Raw genomic sequence first — 20,743 nt, 5'->3', positions numbered from 1 at the left:
GGTGATCTGTTGCAATCAGAACAAAACGCGTTTTAAAAGTCGCGGATGGGGATTTAAAAACACCATCCGGCCTTAATCGAAGTTATCATTCGCGACGAATCGACAATTGAGGATAACCTATACATGCTGAAAAAAATCGGGATTGCCCTTATCGGTGCCACATTTCTGGCAGGCTGCACCACCGATCCATATACCGGCGATCAGAAGGTGTCTAACACCGCTGGCGGTGCTGCAATTGGTGCGGCTGTCGGCGCTCTCGGCGGACTGATGGTTGGCGGTTCCAGCCGTGCACAGCGTAACGCTGTTCTGATCGGCGCAGGTATTGGTGCGCTCGGTGGCGGCGCTATCGGAAATTACATGGATCGTCAGGAATCCGAGTTGCGAAATCAGCTGCAGGGAACCGGCGTTTCAGTTACCCGTAATGGCGATCAGATCATCCTGAACATGCCATCGGCCATCACTTTCGACACGGATCAGGATCAGGTTAAGAGCCAGTTCTACCCAACGCTTAATTCCGTTGCGATCGTGCTGCGCAAGTTCAATCAGACTCTTGTCGACGTTATCGGTCACACGGACTCGACTGGTAGCGCAAGCTACAATCAGGGTCTGTCGCAGCGCCGTGCTTCTTCTGTTGCAAGCTATCTTGGTTCGCAGGGTATCGATCCACGTCGCTTTGCGGTCATCGGTTTGGGCGCAAGCCAGCCGGTTGCAACCAACGCAACGTCGGACGGACGCGCGCAGAATCGTCGCGTAGAAATACAGATTTCACCGCTACGTGGTGCTAGCTCCTAAATTAGAGAATCGGATTTGATCCGTATTGTGACGCAGCTCTTCGTAAGAAGGGCTGCGTTTTCTATGCGTAGATTGCGAATCGAATGGTTCGGCTACACTTTTTTAGAACTAAAGCGTGGACAGTCTTACAAATTACAAGTTCCTAATGCATAGGAACAATAATAGAACAAAAATATTAAATCTATCGAAATCAATGTCTTGACCATATTGCAAAATGAGAACAAAACGGATACAAATAGATATCGGCAATGAGCCCACCGGGCTTCTAGCGAGACAAGAGGATGGTGTAAGATGTCTCAGAATTCATTGCGACTTGTTGAGGAAAATTCAGTGGACAAGACAAAGGCTCTCGATGCGGCTCTGTCGCAGATCGAACGGGCGTTCGGCAAAGGCTCGATCATGCGCCTTGGTCAGAATGATCAGGTAGTAGAGATTGAAACGGTGTCGACCGGTTCGCTTTCTCTCGATATTGCATTGGGCGTCGGCGGTCTGCCCAAGGGACGTATCGTAGAAATTTATGGTCCGGAAAGCTCGGGTAAGACGACGCTTGCACTCCACACGATTGCAGAAGCTCAGAAAAAGGGCGGTATCTGCGCATTTGTGGATGCGGAACATGCTCTTGATCCGGTCTATGCCCGTAAGCTTGGGGTCGATCTTGAGAACCTGCTGATCTCGCAGCCAGATACTGGTGAGCAGGCGCTTGAAATCACGGATACGCTTGTGCGGTCTGGCGCAATTGATGTTCTGGTTATCGACTCGGTCGCAGCTCTGACGCCACGCGCCGAAATCGAAGGTGAAATGGGCGATTCCTTGCCTGGTCTTCAGGCGCGATTGATGAGCCAGGCATTGCGCAAGCTCACGGCTTCGATCTCGCGTTCGAACTGCATGGTGATCTTCATCAATCAGATTCGTATGAAGATCGGTGTCATGTTCGGTTCGCCTGAAACGACGACTGGCGGTAATGCGCTCAAGTTCTACGCATCGGTGCGTCTCGATATCCGCCGTATTGGTTCGATCAAGGAGCGTGACGAGGTTGTGGGCAATCAGACCCGCGTGAAGGTGGTCAAGAACAAGCTTGCACCTCCATTCAAGCAGGTTGAATTCGATATCATGTATGGCGCGGGCGTTTCCAAGATGGGCGAATTGGTCGATCTTGGCGTTAAAGCCGGTGTTGTTGAGAAATCGGGCGCTTGGTTCTCCTATAATTCCCAGCGTCTGGGGCAGGGCCGTGAAAATGCCAAGCAGTATCTCAAGGATAATCCGGAAGTCGCGAAAGAGATCGAGACGACGCTCCGTCAGAATGCAGGCTTGATTGCCGAGCAGTTCCTTGAAGATGGTGGACCGGAAGCGGATGATGGTCCGGAAGCCGCAGAAATGTAAAATTCGTCTGATGACGAAACGGAAGAAAGCCCTGCGCTATGCGCAGGGCTTTTTGTTTTTTAGCTTACAGCGGCTTCAGTTAAGACTGAATCGCTGAAACTGCTGTAACTATTTGTTTTTGAGCATCATCCTTCGAAAAACCGCTTCGCACTTTTGCTGGGAATGCTATGAACACTGTTGCATAGTCGTTATTTTCATATTTTCCGGGAGAAATTGCTTTTATAGCGCACACTGCTTATCTGGACAGAAAAGCGGTGCCCCGTTAAAAGCGGTCAACCGAAACTCCACCTCACGGACTTTCCATGATCGGGCAGTCGAAGCGTGGCGGCATGAAAATGCCGGACATCGTTGCAACCTTGCGGGTGGTGAAAAGATAATCGATGCGCCTTGTTGAAAGGTGTGTCTCATGTAGGGCAGAAAATGTCCAAGGGTGAATTATGGCTGGCGTCAACGAGATAAGGTCCACATTCCTCGACTATTTCCGTAAGAACGGACACGAGGTTGTTTCATCAAGCCCGTTGGTGCCGCGCAACGATCCAACGCTGATGTTCACCAATGCGGGCATGGTGCAGTTCAAGAACGTTTTTACTGGTCTTGAACAGCGTCCATACAGCCGTGCGACCACTTCGCAGAAATGTGTGCGCGCTGGCGGTAAGCACAACGATCTGGACAATGTCGGCTACACAGCTCGTCACCACACTTTCTTTGAGATGCTCGGCAATTTCTCCTTTGGCGATTACTTCAAGGAAGAAGCGATCAGTCATGCCTGGAACCTGATCACAAAGGAGTTTGGCCTGAACAAGGACAAGCTGCTGGTCACCGTTTATCACACCGATGATGCTGCCGCGAATTTCTGGAAGAAGATTGCCGGTCTTTCGGATGATCGCATTATCCGCATTGCGACGAGCGACAATTTCTGGGCAATGGGTGATACCGGACCTTGTGGTCCTTGCTCGGAAATCTTCTACGATCACGGCGATCATATCTGGGGTGGCCCTCCTGGATCAGCAGATGAAGACGGCGATCGGTTCATCGAGATCTGGAACCTCGTTTTCATGCAGTTCGAGCAGCTCTCTCCGGAGCAGCGCATCGATCTGCCACGTCCCTCGATTGATACGGGAATGGGCCTGGAGCGCGTTGCAGCTGTTCTGCAGGGCGTACATGACAATTACGATATCGATCTTTTCAAGGCATTGATCCGCGCATCGGAGGACGCAACTGGCGTTAAGGCTGAAGGCGATTTCCGTGCGAGCCATCGCGTTATCGCTGATCACCTGCGTGCATCGAGCTTCCTGATTGCCGATGGCGTTCTGCCATCGAATGAAGGCCGTGGCTACGTGCTGCGCCGCATCATGCGCCGCGCTATGCGTCATGCGCAGCTGCTCGGCGCAAAAGAGCCATTGATGTGGCGTCTGCTGCCAGCGCTCATCCGCGAAATGGGACAGGCCTATCCAGAACTGATCCGCGCTGAAGCATTGATCTCTGAAACCCTCAAGCTTGAAGAAACCCGTTTCCGCAAGACGCTGGAACGCGGTCTTGGTTTGCTTTCCGATGCTTCGGAAAGTCTGGTTGAAGGTGATCGCCTTGATGGCGAGACGGCTTTCAAGCTTTACGACACCTACGGCTTTCCGCTTGATCTTACACAGGATGCACTGCGCCAGCGCGGTGTGACAGTCGATACCGACGGTTTCAACGTCGCCATGGAACGCCAGAAGGCAGAAGCACGCGCCAACTGGACTGGTTCGGGCGAAGCTGCCACTGAAACCATCTGGTTCGGTATCAAGGATAAGGTCGGCGCGACCGAATTCCTTGGTTATGAAACCGAAAGCGCTGAAGGTGTGATCACTGCGCTTGTCCGTGACGGTGCAGAGGTTGCATCGGCTGCGGAAGGCGAAACCGTTTCTGTCATCGTTAATCAGACACCGTTCTACGGCGAGTCCGGTGGTCAGCAGGGCGATACAGGAACGATTTCCGGCGAAGGCTTTGCAATCACGATCAAAGACACGCAGAAGAAGGGCGAGGGCGTTTTCGTTCATACCGGCCAAGTCACCAAAGGTTCGGCCAAGGTCGGCGATGCAGTCGAATTGAAGGTAGACGCTGTGCGTCGTACACGCATTCGCTCCAACCACTCGGCAACCCATCTTCTGCATGAAGCGCTGCGCGAAACGCTCGGCTCACATGTCGCTCAGAAGGGTTCGCTCGTTGCTCCCGATCGTCTGCGTTTCGACTTCTCGCACCCGAAGCCAATTTCGGCTGAAGAACTGACTGCTGTTGAAAATCTCGCCAATGAGATCATCCTGCAAAACGCACCGGTTTCGACGCGTTTGATGGCGGTTGATGATGCGATTGCTGAAGGTGCAATGGCGCTGTTCGGCGAAAAGTATGGCGACGAAGTTCGTGTTGTTTCAATGGGGACGGCTACGCATGGCGAAAAGGCTGGCAAGGCTTACTCTGTTGAGCTTTGCGGCGGCACGCATGTTCGTCAGACGGGTGATATTGGCCTCGTGCGTATTCTGTCCGACAGCGGTGTCGCTGCCGGTGTTCGCCGTATGGAAGCGCTGACGGGTGAGGCAGCTCGCCTGTACCTCGAAGAGCAGGACGAGCGCGTCAAGGCAATCGCCGGTGTTCTTAAGACGACGCCATCAGAAGCACTTGAGCGTGTCAACGCTCTGGTTGATGAGCGTAAGAAGCTGGAACGCGAGCTTACCGAAGCCCGCAGACAACTGGCGCTGAGCGGTGGTGCGTCTGATGGCGGCAGTGCTGTGGAAACCGTCAATGGCGTCAATTTCCTCGGCAAGGTTGTGACTGGCGTTTCGCCGCGCGATCTCAAGCCACTTGCTGACGAAGGCAAAAAGCAGGTTGGCTCAGGCGTTGTTCTCTTCATCGGTGTCGGTGAAGATGGCAAGGCAAGCGCGGTTGCTGCTGTGACTGACGATCTGGTTGGCCGTTTCAGTGCGGTTGATCTGGTGCGTGCTGCATCTGGTGCTCTTGGCGGTGCCGGCGGTGGCGGTCGTCCGGACATGGCGCAGGCCGGTGGGCCTGATGGCACGAAGGCAAGCGAAGCAATCGCTGCTGTTAAAGCGCTGATCGTCTGATTGTACTTAGATTAGAACTGCAGAAGGCCGGGTTTTCCCGGCCTTTTTCTTTATGCAGCATGCGCATTCCGACTATCGTCGGGAGCTTCTTCACGTTCATCGAGACCATAATCGCGTGAGACCTCTGCAATGCGCAAGCGGTAGTTTTCAAAGACACCACCTCGTCCCTTTGCCTGTGCGATCCGATGAGTGGGCAAGTTGCGCCACTGTTTGACAGCTTCTTCGTCACGCCAGAAGGAGAGCGACAGCAATTTTTCTGGTTCAACCAGACCTTGAAAGCGCTCGATGGATATGAAACCATCGATTTTGACCAGATCAGCGCGCAGGCTTGCCGCGATATCAAGATATTGCTCGCGCCGCTCATCATCCGCAGGCCAGACTTCAAAAATAACAGCGATCATGGCTTGATAAACTCCGCATGTGGGGCCGATTGCAACTTGAGAAAGATACGCTCTTCCGAGCGGATAAACTGTTCGCGTTTTGCAAAATCATAATTTGCCTGACCGATTGGATCAGATGCAAGTCGCGCACGAAATGCTTCATAGGCGGCAAGATCTTCGACGGAATAGACGCCATAGGCCGTAGTAGTTGAACCCTCATGCGGGCCGAAATAACCAATCAGGTTCGCGCCGCAACGTGGGCTTGCTTGTCCCCAATTGCGCGCATATTCCGCGAAAGCTTCTGCTTTGTACGGGTCGATCTGATAGCGGATAAAGCAGGTAATCATCGTCGTCTCCTGAGTTGGTGGATTTGGTGGAGACTGTTTAGCCTATTGAAATGCGTCCATGCTTCGGTTAGCATCGAAGTATGAAAGACGGACCGATCATAGCTTCAGTTGCATCCCTGCTGGGTGACCCGGCGCGCGCAAACATGCTGACCGCGCTGATGGACGGGCGTGCTTTGACGGTAAGCGAACTTGCAGCAGCAGCGGGTGTGACGATTCAGACTGCCAGCGGGCATCTCTCAAAGCTTGATGCAGCCAATTTGCTCGTAGCCGAAAAGCAGGGCAGGCACCGTTATTTCAGGCTTTCAGGCACGGATGTGGCGCAAGTTCTGGAAGGACTTATGGGGCTTGCACAACGCACCGGCGCAGTGCGTGTTCGTACTGGTCCTAAGGACAATGCGCTGCGTAAGGCACGAATTTGTTACGATCATCTGGCAGGCGAGCGCGGCGTTGAAATGCTCGACGCATCCCACAGGCTTGGTCTGATCGATGATGCCGGTGAACCTCTGCTCACCGATGAAGGGAAGTCATTCTTCTCTTGCCTCGGCATTGATGTGGATATGCTGCAAAAGGGCAAGCGACCGCTTTGCCGTCACTGCCTCGACTGGAGCGAAAGGCGCAACCATCTTGGCGGGGCACTTGGCGCGGCACTCCTGAAAAACTTCATCGATAAAGGCTGGGCGCGTCGGGAAGAAGGCCGCGTTATTGCTTTCTCACCCAATGGGGCTCAGGCTTTTGCCAAGGTTTTTCAGCTTTAGCTATTGTTTCGAGCCGCTGCTGCGGCGTCATCCAACTCATTGGCGCGTTTCAGGGCAGGGCGATCTTTCAAACGATCCCAATAGGCCGTAAAGGCAGGTTTTGCTGGTAATGTGCCAAAGCGCAAACCCCAGCCAACATGTGAGCCGACATAGACGTCGGCTGCGGTGAAGCGTGAGCCGGTAATATAAGGGTGACGGGAAATGGCTTTGTCGAGCGTATTCACGACGGTATCGTAATTGCCATACCCCACCATGCCCTGTTTGTCGGCTGGCACTTCATAACCCAGCGCGTGATTGGATAGAGCGGCTTCGACCGGGCCCGATGTGAAGAAAAGCCAACGATAGAAATCGGCACGCTCGTCAGGATGCGGAGCGAGACCAGCTTCTGGAAATGTGGTTGCAAGATAAGCACAGATGGCTGCAACTTCTGTCACGATATCCTTGCCGTGGCGAATTGCTGGCACTTTGCCCATTGGGTTGATGGAGCAGTAATCTGGCCCTTTCATGGGGGGGCCAAAATCGAGGATTTCTACATCGTAGGGTTTACCGATTTCCTCTAACATCCAGCGCGCAATGCGTCCGCGTGACATGGGGTTGGTGTAAAGCTTCAAATCGCTCATTTTTCATCCTCCCTGCAAGCTGAGCAACAGGATGCTCTTTCTCGTGCTAAAAAGAAACGAAAAACCAGTCGGGTATATCAGGCGGCTTATAAGGCCTTTCGATATTGGATGAAGCCGGACTGTTGGGCGATGGCGTCATAAAGACGGCGTGCGGTGGCATTGCTTTCGTGTGTGAGCCAATAGAGCCTGCCTGCGCCTTCTTCGCGTGCGAGATCAGCCACTGCATCAATCAGTGCTGCGCCGGTGCCTTTTCCACGCTGGCTGTTTTCGACATAGAGATCCTGAAGATAGCAGGTCCATTTTGGCAGCCAGCAAGAGCGGTGAAATATTGCATGGACAAAGCCGACGAGGCATCCGTCGTCATCAAACGCGCCTAATGCGTGCATTGGTTCCGACGCGTCGTGAAAACGTTCCCATGTGAGGCTCGTGGTTTCAGCTGGAATATCGACTTCGTAAAAGACCTGATAGGCTTTCCATAATGGCTCCCATGCTGTCCGGTCTTGCGGCGCTAATGTCTGAATTGTCGACATATCAGTCCTCCCTATCTCGTTAGGGACAGACTAGCCAGCGGGCCTGTTGCTTGCGAGAGGAAATAGTTAAACGCAAACAAAAAACGGCGGGAAAAACCCGCCGTCTTGATCTGACTTAGCGTTGGCTTCAGTTTAAGCAGCCATTGCCTTCTGAAGGTTTTCATCGATCTTGTCGAGGAAGCCGGTGGTCGAGAGCCAAGGCTGATCCGGACCGATGAGCAACGCCAGATCCTTGGTCATGTAGCCGCTTTCAACGGTATCTACACAGACCTTTTCAAGCGTGTCGGCAAAGCGCTTCAGTTCTGCATTGTCGTCAAGCTTTGCACGATGTGCGAGGCCGCGGGTCCATGCGAAGATCGAAGCGATCGAGTTGGTCGAGGTTTCCTCGCCCTTCTGATGCTGGCGATAGTGACGGGTTACGGTGCCGTGTGCAGCTTCAGCTTCAACGGTCTTGCCATCTGGCGTCATCAGAACCGAGGTCATCAGGCCAAGCGAGCCGAAGCCCTGTGCCACGATGTCGGACTGCACGTCGCCGTCATAGTTCTTACAAGCCCAAACGTAGCCGCCGGACCATTTGAGGGCCGAAGCAACCATGTCGTCGATCAGACGATGTTCGTACCAGATCTTTGCTTCCTTGAACTTTTCAGCGAATTCAGCCTGATAGACTTCTTCGAAAATGTCCTTGAAGCGACCGTCATAGGCCTTGAGGATGGTGTTCTTGGTCGACAGATAAACCGGGTAATTGCGCTGCAGGCCGTAGTTCAGCGAGGCGCGCGCAAATTCACGGATCGATTCGTCGAGGTTGTACATGGCCATAGCCACGCCAGCCGCTGGAGCCTGATAGACTTCGTGCTCGATGGTTTCGCCATCTTCACCGACGAACTTGATCGACAGCGTGCCCTTGCCTGGGAATTTGAAATCGGTCGCGCGGTACTGATCACCGAAAGCATGACGGCCAACGATGATTGGCTGGGTCCAGCCCGGAACCAGACGAGGGACATTCTTGCAGATGATTGGTTCGCGGAAGATAACGCCGCCGAGGATGTTACGGATGGTGCCGTTAGGCGACTTCCACATCTTCTTGAGCTTGAATTCTTCAACGCGGGCTTCGTCCGGCGTAATGGTTGCGCATTTTACGCCAACGCCATGTTCCTTGATGGCATTAGCCGCATCAATGGTAACCTGGTCATTGGTTTCATCACGATGTTCTACTGACAGATCGTAATATTTCAGATCGATGTCGAGGTAGGGATGGATCAGCTTGTCCTTGATGAACTGCCAGATGATGCGGGTCATTTCATCGCCGTCGAGTTCAACGACCGGGTTCGCAACCTTGATTTTTGCCATTGATAAAGCCTCTCATTTAATGCGTCGCGACCGTATAGCATCGGTGAACGCGAAGGCAAAGTGTCAGAGGCTTATTCTTTGGCCTATAGGCACATTTTCAGGCGGCGTGATGTGCCGGTTTTTGCCATTTTGAGCGTTGATCACGATAAGTTTCCTGCTCGCGTAGCAATATGGCATCTGCGTCGAGCGTCGAAATTGCTGTAGTCTTATCCATTGGGACAAGACCACTGACCTGCAGGGCGAGATAGCGACCACAGCAGACACGCAGGAACGATGCAAAATTATCGAGATCGTGGCCTTCGGCACGCGATTCATCATAAAGGCGACCCAGCAGGCGATTGACGGTCAGGTCGTCGCGCGAAGCGATATCTTCCAGCGCAAACCAGAAGAAGTTCTCGAGCCGCACGCTGGTCACGACGCCATCAATACGCAACGAGCGTGTGACGCTTTGCCAAAGTTCCGGATCAGCCCCGATGAACAATCTGCACATGCATTCCTCCCGAAATGTCTCCCATGTTAGTGTTGCGCAGTTTGATGCTGCCTGCAACCGGATTAGAGTTGCAGGCAAAGCGTCACTTAAGCGTGGGTAATTTTGGTGCCAAGAACAGCGAGGAACTGCGACAACCATGCAGGATGAGCAGGCCATGCGGGCGCTGAAACCAGATTGCCGTCTGTGACCGCCTGATCAACGGGGATATCGGCATATGTGCCGCCTGCAAGCTCCACTTCCGGACGACAGGCGGGATAGGCCGAGCAGGTGCGGCCTTCGAGAACGCGCGCCGCGGCAAGAAGCTGTGCGCCGTGACAAACGGCTGCCACGGGTTTGTTGGCGTCAAAGAAATGTTTGACGATGGCGATGACTTTATCATCAAGGCGCAGATATTCCGGTCCGCGACCGCCGGGAATGACAAGCGCGTCATAGTTTTCGGCCTTCACATCGGCAAAGGTGGCGTTAAGTGTGAAATTATGGCCTGGCTTTTCGGTATAGGTCTGATGCCCTTCAAAGTCATGAATGGCCGTTGCGATTGAATCGCCCGCCTTCTTGCCGGGGCAAACGGCATGGACCTTGTGTCCGACGGCGAGGAGCGTCTGGAACGGAACCATCGTTTCGTAATCTTCGCAGAAGTCGCCGCAGATCATGAGAATCTTTTTGCCGGACATGATTTTCCTCCCTGTAAACTTCGATGTCGGTGCCGACAGTGTGACATGGATGGGAGGCAGACTGGTGTTATTCCGCTACTACACGCGATTTTCGATATCGAATGTAAGGGGAATCTTTGCGATTTTTTGCCAATTATGTCAGGGAAGCGCCACGATCCTAAAGCATCAGAGCGTATAGCACTTAATTTTACCGGATTTGCTCGCTCTGATTTCTTACAATTGTCGCATGGTCGCGGACGCTGAATGAAACATTTGGCTGCACTATGCTTTAGCGGAAAATATCATGGCAGGAACAGACAAACAGCGCCCAATGATCACCGAAGGACCGGCGATCATTCTGGTTAACCCGCAATTGCCGGAGAATATCGGCATGGTGGCGCGCGCCATGGCAAACTTTGGTCTTGCCGAGTTACGACTTGTCCAGCCACGTGACGAGTTTCCGAGCGAAAAGGCGCGGGCCGCAGCAAGTAAGGCGGATCATATCATCGACAATGCGGTCGTTTATGATGATCTGCCTTCAGCGCTTGCTGATCTCAATTTCGTTTATGCCACCACAGCGCGCGAGCGCGACGGCTTTAAACAGGTGCGCAGCCCTGTGGAAGCCAACGGTGAATTGCGCCGCCGTTTCGGAGCTGGTGAGAAAACCGGCATTATGTTCGGCCGGGAACGTTTCGGCTTGAGCAACGAAGAGGTTGGTCTCGCAGATGAGCTGGTGACTTTCCCGGTCAATCCAGCCTTTGCCTCACTCAATATCGCACAAGCCGTACTGCTTATGTCATATGAGTGGATGAAATCGGGTCTCGAAAGCCAGACAGATACGGTTTTCCGTGGACCGGAAATGGAAGCGGCGCCCAAGCTGGAATTGCAGAGTCTTTTCAATCATCTGGAAGAGGCGCTTGATGTTCGCGGTTATTTCCGCCCTGAGGCGAAAAAAGAAATCATGGTCAATAATCTGCGCTCGGTGCTGACGCGTGCGGGTTTTGCATCGGCAGAACTCAAACTTCTGCGTGGCGTCATTACATCGCTTGATGTGTTTACGCCGAAAAAGCCGCGTGGCTCGGGGGCACCTGAGGGGCGCGCCCGCAAAACTGCAATTGAGGACAAGGCTGAATGAAACACGCGTCCGCAGCTCGCCTTTCCGACACGTCGTCTGCCACCTATGAAAAGCCCATATTGGTCTTTGATAGCGGTATTGGCGGTTTGACGGTTCTGCGTGAGGCGCGGGTGCTGATGCCTGACCGGCGATTTGTCTATATCGCGGATGATGCCGGTTTCCCCTATGGTGGATGGGAAGAAGAAGCGTTGCGCGCGCGCATTGTCGAGCTTTTTGGCAGGTTCATTGCGGAGCACGATCCCGAAATCGCAGTTATTGCCTGTAACACGGCTTCAACATTGGTGCTGGATGATCTGCGACACGCTTATCCGGCCGTGCCTTTTGTCGGCACTGTGCCTGCGATTAAGCCTGCTGCTGAGCGTACTTCTTCGGGACTGGTTTCTGTTCTTGCGACACCAGGGACTGTCAAGCGCGCCTATACCCGCGATCTTATCCAATCATTTGCCACGCAATGTCACGTGCGATTGGTCGGAGCAGACAGGCTTGCCGCAGTCGCTGAAGCCCATATTCGTGGCGAAGAAATCGATGAGGCGCTGGTTATTGAGCAGATCACGCCTTGCTTTGTCGAAAAAGACGGAGAACGTACGGATATCGTTGTGCTCGCCTGCACCCACTATCCGTTTCTCGCGAATGTGTTCCGCCGATTGGCTCCCTGGCCAGTTGATTGGCTTGACCCAGCGGAAGCTATAGCACGGCGCACCGTATCGCTGTTGCAACCGCGGCAGATTGATGAGGAATTGCATCATCACGATGATCTGGCGGTGTTTACATCACAGAAGCCGGATTATGCCATTCGTCGCCTGATGCAAGGCTTTGGCTTGCAGTTTGCCTGATGTAGCCTATGTTTTTTCGATGTCGCGATTTTATGCGCATCCTGAAAGCATCAAGAGGCGAGCCATGACCGGAACAATCCCGCAAGTGAAACTGGCATCGGGTACCCATGTGCCTGCACTTGGGCAGGGCACTTGGTATATGGGCGAAGATACGCGCCAACGGCGACTGGAAGTCGAGGCGCTGCAATGCGGCATCGAACTTGGCATGACACTGATCGACACTGCTGAAATGTATGCGGATGGCGGTGCAGAAGAGGTCGTGGGCGAGGCGATCAAAGGTCGCCGTGATAGTGTCTTTCTCGTCAGTAAGGTGCTGCCATACAATGCCTCCTTAGAAGGCACGATTGAAGCGTGTGAGCGTAGTCTCAAGCGGCTTGGCACTGAAAAGATCGATCTTTATCTTTTGCACTGGCGTGGGCGATATCCGCTGGAGGAGACCCTGGCTGCTTTTGAGAAACTGCAGCAGGCAGGCAAGATTGGCGCATGGGGCGTCAGCAATTTCGATACCGACGACATGAAAGAACTGACGATCGTTACAGGCGGCACAGCCGTGGCGGCCAATCAGATACTCTATAATTTGATCCGGCGTGGGCCAGAATTTGATTTGATGCCATGGTGTGCAGGGCAGAAAACTCCCCTGATGGCCTATTCGCCGATCGAACAGGGCAGGCTTTTGGGCAATAGTGTATTACATGAAGTTGCCGATGAAATCGGGGTTTCGCCGGCGGCTGTTGCGCTTGCCTGGACCATGCGCAATGGCGATGTGATTGCAATTCCGAAGACATCAAAGCTCGGTCATGTGCGTGAAAATCGCAATGCTGCGGACATAAGGCTGACAGAGGAACAGCTGACTTTGCTGGACAGAACCTTTGCTCCGCCAACGCGCAAAACAGCATTGGAAATGCTGTAAGTTGTTCTATAAGAAATTTCTTTAGAAGATTGTTTTCATTGTCTCTTCTGGAAGAATTAAAATCTTCCAGAAGATGTTTTATGCTGGTTTAGCTCGCAGCGTCCTGTCGAGAGTCGCGCTTGGCCTGGGCGACACTGGCGGCTTTTTTCAGACGACCGCGCTCCATAGGTCGGATGAGACTATCGGCCTTCTCGCTGGGTATGTTGCGCATGCCATGCCGTGCATGACGTGTATTGAAAGTATTATCCTTCTTTTCATTGGCTTTCTTCGTGGCTAACGCCTTCTGCGCATTCGCAATCAGATCATTGCTTGCAGACATGCTGCGACGACGATCCACTTCAGCATTGATGCGACGCATCGCCATTGCCAGGACTGAAACCTTTAGATGCGAACCTTCATCAGCCTTGGATGCCGAAGCACCTCTGGCGGCAGCTTTCCCGCGCATCTCGCGGCGGCGCTGGTGGGCCTGATCGCGCGCTTTGCTGCGACGATCACGTAAGAGCTTGGCCAGTTGCGAAAGCTCTGAGTCAGGAACATCCTGAAGAATCGGATGGTGCGATTTTTCTACCAGCTCTTTTTCCTCAGCGTTCAACGCACGAGCTTCTTCTTTTCGAGTTATGGCCATAAAAATCTCCTTCCGGTTGTCACTCCTCATTGGCATATAGGCCTGACGTTCGAGCGGGAAAGGGTGATAGCATAAAGCTCATTCATTTTGATTCTGAGAGCTGCTTGAAACGCTGGGATGTCGACCTTCTGCTTCAAGATGCTTGATCATGGCTTTCAACTTATCCAACGGTAGATGCTCGGCGCCGATTGTCTCACTTTTAAGAATACAGAGGTGGTTCAATATTTCATCGAGTTTGGCTTGGGTGGCACTCGCTTCGCGGTCCTGCGAGTTCTGGATCAGAAACACCATCAGGAACGTGATAATGGTAGTCGAGGTGTTCACAACCAGCTGCCAGGTATCAGAAAAATCAAAAAAGGGACCACTCACACCCCAGAACAGGATGAAGAGCGTCGCGAGAATAAACGCAGCATAGTGCCCCGCAAGTTCGGAGGCCTTTTCACTTAGTTGCGTAAAAAACTGAGACATGGCGTCCTCCCATAATATGCCGGAAACGTTTCAGCATCGGACAGGTTCCTTTTCGGGAACTATCGGTGCGGATGACCGTTGTGTCCGAAGGTGAAATGCGGAGGTGAAGCTATGGACATTGTTGAAACACGCGTCAGTTCGCTTGGTGGTTTTGCAACCTATATCGTTGAATTCGTAACCGAGAGCGAAGAGCGGATTACGGTCAAGGTTGAGAATGATACTGAGGCCGAGCTGTCACGGGATGCTGTGATACGCAAAGCGGTACTCAAGCTTGGAGAGGCCTTAAGCGTTGCCTGTATCGAGTGCGGTATTGAACCTGCTAGCTTGTTGACTGTTCCAAGCGCGCGTCGCGCAGGCGACAAATCAGAACTTGAACGTCAGCTGGATGAAGGGCTGGAAGATACATTTCCGGCAAGCGATCCGGTGTCGGTCACAAGCTCAACCATTGCCGGGTTTGCTGGCCCCAAGAATTGATAGAATTCATTGATGGGACTTTAGGACAATGAAGCCGGGCTTTTCGCCCGGCTTCTCAAGAGGTTCAGAAAATGAGTCTCTTTTCTTGTTTATCTATCTGTTTATGCTCAAAGATTGCGGCGCTTTCCTTCCATGAGATCAAGCACTGCACGTGCGCAATCGAGCACATTGGAGCCGGGGCCGAACACAGCCGATACGCCGTGGTCGAACAGATATTGATAATCCTGACGCGGGACGACACCGCCACAGACAACGATGATATTTTCGGCACCCTTCTTGCGAAGTGTATCTACGAGTTGGGGCAGCAGCGTTTTGTGACCGGCTGCCAATGATGAAACGCCCAACACATGAACCTTCGCCTTGATGGCCATATCAGCTGCTTCCTCAGGTGTTTGAAACAGCGGACCGGCGAGCACTTCAAAGCCAATGTCACCGAAAGCTGAGGCGATAACTTTCGCGCCGCGATCGTGGCCATCCTGACCGAGCTTGGCCACCATGATGCGGGGCTTGTCGTCTGTATGTTTGGAGAACTCTTCCAGACGTTCCACGAGGGTCAGATACTCCGGCTCATTTTCGTAGGCTGCGCCATAGACTTTTCTGACGACCTTCGGCACGGCCGCATGATCACCAAAAGCGCTACGCATGGCATCTGAAATTTCACCGACAGTTGCACGAGCACGCGATGCTTCTACTGCGGCTGCGAGAATGTTGCCTTCGCCGGTTTTTGCAACTTTTTCCAGTTCAGCCAGCGCTGCTTCAACTTTCGCTTTGTTGCGTGTTTCCTTGATCCGGTTAAGGCGGGCAATCTGCGAACTGCGGACGGCGGTGTTATCGATCTCAAGAATGTCGATTTCGTCTTCCTGTTCGAGGCGGAACTTGTTGACGCCAACGATGACTTCTTCACCCTTATCAACCGCTGCCTGCCGTTTAGTGGCTGCTTCTTCAATCAGTCGCTTGGGCAAACCACTTTCGACGGCTTTGGTCATGCCGCCGAGGCTTTCGACTTCTTCAATCAGCGCCCATGCTTTTTCCGCCAGTTCATTGGTCAGGCTTTCAATGTAATAGGAGCCTGCAAGCGGATCCACGACCTTGGTGACCCCGGTTTCATTTTGCAAAATAAGCTGCGTGTTGCGGGCTATGCGCGCAGAGAATTCCGTTGGCAAAGCAATAGCTTCGTCGAAAGAATTGGTATGCAGCGATTGTGTGCCACCAAGCGCTGCCGACATAGCCTCAAACGCTGTGCGAACGATATTGTTGTAAGGATCCTGCTCTTGCAACGATACACCGGATGTCTGGCAATGAGTGCGCAGCATCAGCGATCCTGGCTTCTTCGGATCGAACTCCTTCATGATACGCGACCAGAGCAGGCGGGCTGCGCGCAACTTGGCGATTTCCATGAAGAAGTTCATGCCGATGGCGAAGAAGAACGACAGACGCCCTGCAAACTCATCGACATTGAGGCCTTTATTGAGCGCGGCACGCACATATTCACGACCATCGGCCAGTGTGAAGGCCAGTTCCTGCACCAGCGTGGCACCTGCTTCCTGCATGTGATAGCCGGAAATGGAAATCGAATTGAATTTCGGCATTTCGGCTGCCGTATAGGCGATGATGTCCGCAATGATCCGCATGGATGGTTCCGGCGGATAGATATAGGTGTTTCGGACCATGAATTCTTTCAGAATATCATTCTGAATGGTGCCTGAAAGCAGATCGCGCGACACGCCTTGTTCTTCACCAGCGACGATGAAATTGGCGAGGATCGGGATCACTGCGCCGTTCATGGTCATGGAGACGGAGATTTTTTCAAGCGGGATACCGTCAAAAAGAATTTTCATGTCCTCGACGGAATCAATGGCAACGCCAGCTTTGCCGACATCACCTTCAACGCGGGGATGATCGCTGTCATAGCCGCGATGAGTGGCAAGGTCGAAGGCCACCGACACGCCCTGCTGACCCGCGGCAAGTGCCTTGCGGTAAAAAGCGTTGGAGGCTTCCGCCGTGGAGAAGCCCGCATATTGACGAATAGTCCACGGGCGGCCCGCATACATGGTCGCACGTGGGCCACGTAGAAACGGCTCGAAGCCGGGCAGGGTGCCAAGATGCCCGACATGATTGAGATCATCCTCAGTATAGAGCGGCTTAACGTCAATGCCTTCCGGTGTGTGCCAGACAAGGCTGTCTGCGGGGCGTTTCAGTTCCTTTTCGGCCAACGCCTCCCAGTCCGCACGGGTCTTCTGCGTCATTGGCTTATTCTCCATCCCACGAAGCCCCTCACTCGAATTCCATAATGAGTTCATCAACCGCCAGGCTTACGCCTTCCTCCGCAGCGATGCGTTTTACGGTAGCACGGCGTTCCGCACGCAGCACGTTTTCCATCTTCATGGCTTCTACCGTAGCAAGTGGTTGGCCAGCCTCGACCGTGTCACCGTCTTTCACAAGTACGGAGGTGATGACGCCCGGCATTGGGCAAAGCAGCATTTTCGATGTATCGGGCGGCAGCTTAATGGGCATGAGTGTTGCCAGTTCGGCCACGCGCGGCGAACGCACATGCGCAACGACATCGATGCCACGCCAGCGCAAGCGCCAACCGGTTCCTGAACGCAAAACCTTTACGGCGACTGGTTTGCCACCAATCGTGAATGATCCAAGCTGATTGCCTGGATGCCAATCGCTGGCGACTGGCAGACTGAGGCCATCGACAAAGTTGATTGTCGTTCCGCCTTCACCTTCTGCAATCCGGATCGGCAGGCTGAAGCCACTGAATGTAACAACCCAGTCGGTTGGAAGAGACTGTTTTTGTGTGGAAAGTTTGCCGGAAATTTGGCTGTTGCGCTGTTCAACGACCATGTTGATCTGAGCTGCTACCGCAGCCAGAACATGGGCGTCTTGCTCTGACACTGTTACGCCTGCAAACCCATCGGGATACTCTTCTGCGATGAAGGCTGTGGTCAATGCGCCAGCCCGAAAACGCGGATGATCCATAACGGCCGAAAGGAATGGCAGGTTGTGGCCAATGCCTTCCACTTCAAACGCATCAAGCGCTTCGCCCATGGCGTCGATTGCGCTCAATCGATCTGGTGCCCATGTGCAGAGCTTTGCGATCATGGGGTCATAATACATCGAGATTTCACCACCCTCGAAGACACCCGTATCGTTGCGGATGATTGAGCCATTTTTGTCTTGGCCTTCGACCGGAGGGCGATAGCGCGTCAGCCTGCCAATGGAGGGCAGGAAGTTGCGATATGGATCTTCTGCATAGAGGCGGCTTTCAATGGCCCAACCGTTGAGCTTCACATCAGCCTGCGTAATGCGCAGCTTCTCGCCCGAAGCCACACGGATCATTTCTTCAACCAGATCAATGCCGGTGATGAGTTCTGTCACCGGATGTTCGACCTGCAATCGCGTGTTCATTTCGAGGAAATAGAAATTGCGCTCGCCATCAACGATGAACTCGACAGTGCCTGCCGAATAGTAGCCGACGGCTTTGGAAAGCGCGACGGCCTGTTCGCCCATGGCTTTGCGGGTTGCTTCATCAAGGAAGGGCGAGGGTGCTTCTTCGATGACCTTCTGATTGCGGCGCTGGATGGAGCATTCACGCTCGCCAAGATAGACGACGTTGCCGTGCTGATCGCCGAGGACCTGAATTTCGATATGGCGCGGTTGCGTGACGAATTTTTCAATGAAGATGCGGTCATCACCGAAAGAGGATTTCGCCTCATTACGCGATAACTGGAACCCTTCACGGGCTTCGTCGTCGTTCCATGCAATGCGCATACCTTTGCCACCACCACCGGCAGACGCTTTGATCATTACCGGATAGCCGACAGAATTTGCGATTTTCACCGCCTCGTCGGCGTCTTCGATCAGCCCCATATGACCGGGAACGGTAGACACGCCTGCCTCAGCGGCCAGTTTTTTCGAGGTGATCTTGTCACCCATGGCCTCAATGGCATTCACCGGCGGGCCAATGAAGGTGACGTTGGCGGCTTTCAATGCTTCGGCAAAGCGCGGGTTCTCGGACAGAAAACCATAGCCTGGGTGCACTGCATCGGCCCCGGTTTCCTTGATTGCCGCCAGAATTTTATCGACAACGATATAAGACTGGTTCGAGGGCGCTGGTCCGATATGTATGGCCTCGTCAGCCATTTTGACATGCAGCGCGTTACGGTCGGCATCGGAATAGACTGCGACCGTCGCGATGCCCATTTTCTTTGCCGTTTTGATAACCCGGCATGCGATTTCGCCACGATTGGCAATGAGGATTTTCTTGATCATTTTGTTCCCACCCATCGCTATCACAGCGGAATTGTGTCGTGTTTCTTCCATGGCGCGTTCTGGCTCTTGTTACGCAGAGCAGAGAACGCGCGGGCGATGCGGCGGCGGGATGAATGCGGCATGATCACCTCATCGATGAAGCCGCGTTCGGCAGCAACGAATGGGTTGGCGAAGCGTTCTTCATATTCTTTTGTACGAGCCGCGATTTTTTCGGTGTCGCCAAGTTCCGAGCGGTAGAGAATTTCGGTGGCGCCCTTGGCGCCCATGACGGCGATTTCTGCGGTGGGCCATGCATAATTCATATCGGCACCGATGTGTTTGGATGCCATCACATCATAAGCGCCGCCATAGGCTTTGCGGGTGATAAGCGTGACCATCGGAACGGTAGCCTGGCTATAGGCAAAGAGCAGTTTTGCACCATGCTTGATGACGCCGCCATATTCCTGTGCCGTGCCGGGCAAGAAGCCCGGAACGTCGACAAGCGTCAGGATCGGAATATTGAAGGCATCGCAGAAGCGCACGAAACGTGCAGCTTTGCGCGACGAGTCGATATCAAGGCAGCCAGCCAGCACCATCGGTTGATTGGCGACGACACCAATTGTTTGCCCCTCCATGCGGATGAAGCCTGTGATGATATTCTTGGCAAAAGCTTCCTGAATTTCGAAGAAATCGCCTTCATCCGCCAGCGCGAGGATCAGCTCCTTCATATCGTAGGGCTTATTGGCGCTATCGGGGATCAATGTATCAAGTCGCATTTCAAGACGCGCGGGGTCGTCGTGGAAGGGACGGGTCGGTGATTTTTCGCGATTATTAAGCGGCAGGAAGTCGAACAGAAGACGCACTTGTTCCAGCGTTTCAATATCATTTTCGTAAGCGCCGTCGGCAACAGATGATTTTTTCGTATGGGTTGAAGCGCCGCCCAGTTCTTCTGCAGTGACAATCTCATTGGTGACGGTTTTGACCACATCCGGGCCTGTCACGAACATGTAGGATGAGTCGCGCACCATGAAAATGAAATCTGTCATGGCTGGCGAATAAACCGCGCCACCGGCACATGGGCCCATGATGACTGAAATCTGCGGAATAACGCCAGAAGCATCGGCATTACGCTTGAAGACATCGGCATAGCCCGCGAGTGAGGCCACACCTTCCTGAATGCGTGCGCCACCCGAATCATTGAGCCCGATCACTGGCGCACCGTTCTGCATGGCCATGTCCATGATCTTGCAGATTTTCTGGGCATGGGTTTCTGACAGTGAGCCGCCAAGAACTGTGAAATCCTGACTGAACACATAGACTTGCCGGCCATTGATCGTGCCCCAGCCGGTGACGACGCCATCACCCGCAATCTTCTGCTTTTCCATGCCGAAATCGGTGCAGCGGTGTGTGACATACATGTCAAACTCCTCGAACGATCCCTCGTCGAGCAGCACTTCCAGTCTTTCGCGGGCCGTGAGCTTGCCCTTGCCGTGCTGGGCATCAATACGTTTTTGCCCGCCGCCGATGCGCGCCTCAGCGCGACGCGCTTCAAGTTGTTCGAGAAGTTCCTGCATTCGCTATGCCTTTGGAAAGCTATGAAATTGCGGATTGTTGTTCCAATGATTAGAGCCAGTATGCCGCATTCTGAAAGCTTG

The 20,743-nt window shown here is 53.4% G+C and carries 20 protein-coding genes; 8 read left to right on the top strand and 12 right to left on the bottom strand.

From position 1 onward, the window contains the following. Nucleotides 1-123 precede the first annotated feature (123 nt). The 3 genes from ACSME1_RS01790 to alaS all read left to right on the top strand — a co-directional run bounded on the left by ACSME1_RS01790 (nt 124) and on the right by alaS (nt 5,267). A complete protein-coding gene (locus ACSME1_RS01790) occupies nt 124-792 on the top strand; it encodes an OmpA family protein (protein ID WP_024897035.1) in 669 nt (222 codons plus the stop codon). A gap of 291 nt (nt 793-1,083) precedes the next feature. Then, entirely contained in the window at nt 1,084-2,172 is a 1,089-nt protein-coding gene (recA, locus tag ACSME1_RS01785) for a recombinase RecA (protein ID WP_024897036.1), read from the top strand. A 437-nt stretch (nt 2,173-2,609) separates the two neighbouring features. Beyond that, nucleotides 2,610-5,267: an alanine--tRNA ligase gene (alaS, locus tag ACSME1_RS01780; protein ID WP_105705833.1), complete on the top strand. Its 2,658-nt coding sequence runs from the start codon at nt 2,610-2,612 to the stop codon at nt 5,265-5,267. Between the two features lie 50 nt (nt 5,268-5,317). Here the strand turns inward: alaS and ACSME1_RS01775 are convergent, their stop codons facing one another. Both ACSME1_RS01775 and ACSME1_RS01770 read right to left on the bottom strand, forming a co-directional pair. Then, on the bottom strand, nt 5,318-5,668 hold the full coding sequence (locus tag ACSME1_RS01775; RefSeq protein ID WP_105705834.1) for an antibiotic biosynthesis monooxygenase family protein: 351 nt from the start codon (nt 5,666-5,668) through the stop codon (nt 5,318-5,320). Then, on the bottom strand, nt 5,665-5,994 hold the full coding sequence (locus ACSME1_RS01770; protein WP_100558861.1) for an NIPSNAP family protein: 330 nt from the start codon (nt 5,992-5,994) through the stop codon (nt 5,665-5,667). Before ACSME1_RS01770 ends, ACSME1_RS01775 begins: the two co-directional genes overlap by 4 nt. A gap of 80 nt (nt 5,995-6,074) precedes the next feature. On the opposite strand from ACSME1_RS01770, the gene ACSME1_RS01765 reads away from it, so the two are divergent. After that, on the top strand, nt 6,075-6,749 hold the full coding sequence (locus ACSME1_RS01765) for an ArsR/SmtB family transcription factor (protein WP_100558862.1): 675 nt from the start codon (nt 6,075-6,077) through the stop codon (nt 6,747-6,749). Here ACSME1_RS01765 and ACSME1_RS01760 read toward each other — a convergent pair. The 5 genes from ACSME1_RS01760 to ACSME1_RS01740 all read right to left on the bottom strand — a co-directional run bounded on the left by ACSME1_RS01760 (nt 6,746) and on the right by ACSME1_RS01740 (nt 10,407). After that, nucleotides 6,746-7,369 carry a glutathione S-transferase family protein gene (locus ACSME1_RS01760; RefSeq protein WP_100558863.1) on the bottom strand — a complete coding sequence of 208 codons (624 nt, stop codon included), beginning with the start codon at nt 7,367-7,369 and terminating at the stop codon, nt 6,746-6,748. The two genes, ACSME1_RS01765 and ACSME1_RS01760, sit on opposite strands and share 4 nt — an antisense overlap. 86 nt (nt 7,370-7,455) lie before the next feature. Next, nucleotides 7,456-7,899 (bottom strand): GNAT family N-acetyltransferase, encoded by a 444-nt coding sequence (locus ACSME1_RS01755; RefSeq protein WP_105705837.1) that lies wholly within the window; start codon nt 7,897-7,899, stop codon nt 7,456-7,458. A 132-nt stretch (nt 7,900-8,031) separates the two neighbouring features. Then, nucleotides 8,032-9,246: an NADP-dependent isocitrate dehydrogenase gene (locus ACSME1_RS01750; RefSeq protein WP_105705839.1), complete on the bottom strand. Its 1,215-nt coding sequence runs from the start codon at nt 9,244-9,246 to the stop codon at nt 8,032-8,034. A 97-nt stretch (nt 9,247-9,343) separates the two neighbouring features. After that, nucleotides 9,344-9,736, bottom strand: a complete 393-nt coding sequence (locus tag ACSME1_RS01745) for a ribbon-helix-helix domain-containing protein (protein WP_024897044.1) — start codon at nt 9,734-9,736, stop codon at nt 9,344-9,346. Between the two features lie 86 nt (nt 9,737-9,822). Beyond that, on the bottom strand, nt 9,823-10,407 hold the full coding sequence (locus tag ACSME1_RS01740) for a DJ-1/PfpI family protein (RefSeq protein WP_024897045.1): 585 nt from the start codon (nt 10,405-10,407) through the stop codon (nt 9,823-9,825). Nucleotides 10,408-10,690: 283 nt separating this feature from the next. On the opposite strand from ACSME1_RS01740, the gene ACSME1_RS01735 reads away from it, so the two are divergent. The 3 genes from ACSME1_RS01735 (at nt 10,691) to ACSME1_RS01725 (ending at nt 13,264) form a co-directional block, all read left to right on the top strand. Next, entirely contained in the window at nt 10,691-11,521 is an 831-nt protein-coding gene (locus ACSME1_RS01735) for an RNA methyltransferase (protein WP_105705841.1), read from the top strand. After that, nucleotides 11,518-12,354: a glutamate racemase gene (gene murI, locus ACSME1_RS01730; protein WP_100558866.1), complete on the top strand. Its 837-nt coding sequence runs from the start codon at nt 11,518-11,520 to the stop codon at nt 12,352-12,354. The genes ACSME1_RS01735 and murI overlap by 4 nt, the downstream gene beginning before the upstream one ends. Before the next feature lie 64 nt (nt 12,355-12,418). After that, on the top strand, nt 12,419-13,264 hold the full coding sequence (locus ACSME1_RS01725; protein WP_100560146.1) for an aldo/keto reductase: 846 nt from the start codon (nt 12,419-12,421) through the stop codon (nt 13,262-13,264). Between the two features lie 88 nt (nt 13,265-13,352). Here the strand turns inward: ACSME1_RS01725 and ACSME1_RS01720 are convergent, their stop codons facing one another. Continuing rightward, entirely contained in the window at nt 13,353-13,889 is a 537-nt protein-coding gene (locus tag ACSME1_RS01720) for a hypothetical protein (protein ID WP_024897050.1), read from the bottom strand. A 78-nt stretch (nt 13,890-13,967) separates the two neighbouring features. Beyond that, nucleotides 13,968-14,357 (bottom strand): low affinity iron permease family protein, encoded by a 390-nt coding sequence (locus ACSME1_RS01715; RefSeq protein WP_024897051.1) that lies wholly within the window; start codon nt 14,355-14,357, stop codon nt 13,968-13,970. A 111-nt stretch (nt 14,358-14,468) separates the two neighbouring features. On the opposite strand from ACSME1_RS01715, the gene ACSME1_RS01710 reads away from it, so the two are divergent. Next, a complete protein-coding gene (locus tag ACSME1_RS01710; protein WP_100558867.1) occupies nt 14,469-14,831 on the top strand; it encodes a hypothetical protein in 363 nt (120 codons plus the stop codon). Nucleotides 14,832-14,938: 107 nt separating this feature from the next. Here ACSME1_RS01710 and scpA read toward each other — a convergent pair whose 3' ends face one another. From scpA to ACSME1_RS01695, 3 genes are read right to left on the bottom strand one after another with little or no spacing between them, the layout of a single operon-like run. After that, nucleotides 14,939-17,077, bottom strand: coding sequence for a methylmalonyl-CoA mutase (gene scpA, locus ACSME1_RS01705; protein ID WP_024897053.1), 2,139 nt, complete (start codon nt 17,075-17,077; stop codon nt 14,939-14,941). Nucleotides 17,078-17,105: 28 nt separating this feature from the next. Then, complete coding sequence (locus tag ACSME1_RS01700) at nt 17,106-19,109, bottom strand: acetyl-CoA carboxylase biotin carboxylase subunit (RefSeq protein WP_105706057.1); 2,004 nt, start codon at nt 19,107-19,109, stop codon at nt 17,106-17,108. A gap of 20 nt (nt 19,110-19,129) precedes the next feature. Then, entirely contained in the window at nt 19,130-20,662 is a 1,533-nt protein-coding gene (locus ACSME1_RS01695) for an acyl-CoA carboxylase subunit beta (protein WP_105705843.1), read from the bottom strand. Nucleotides 20,663-20,743: the final 81 nt, after the last annotated feature.

Source organism: Brucella pituitosa (assembly GCF_965577835.1).
Classification (GTDB): domain Bacteria; phylum Pseudomonadota; class Alphaproteobacteria; order Rhizobiales; family Rhizobiaceae; genus Brucella; species Brucella pituitosa.
The sequence above is the reverse complement of the archived record's forward strand: the minus strand, read 5'-3'. Positions and strand labels throughout refer to the sequence as shown.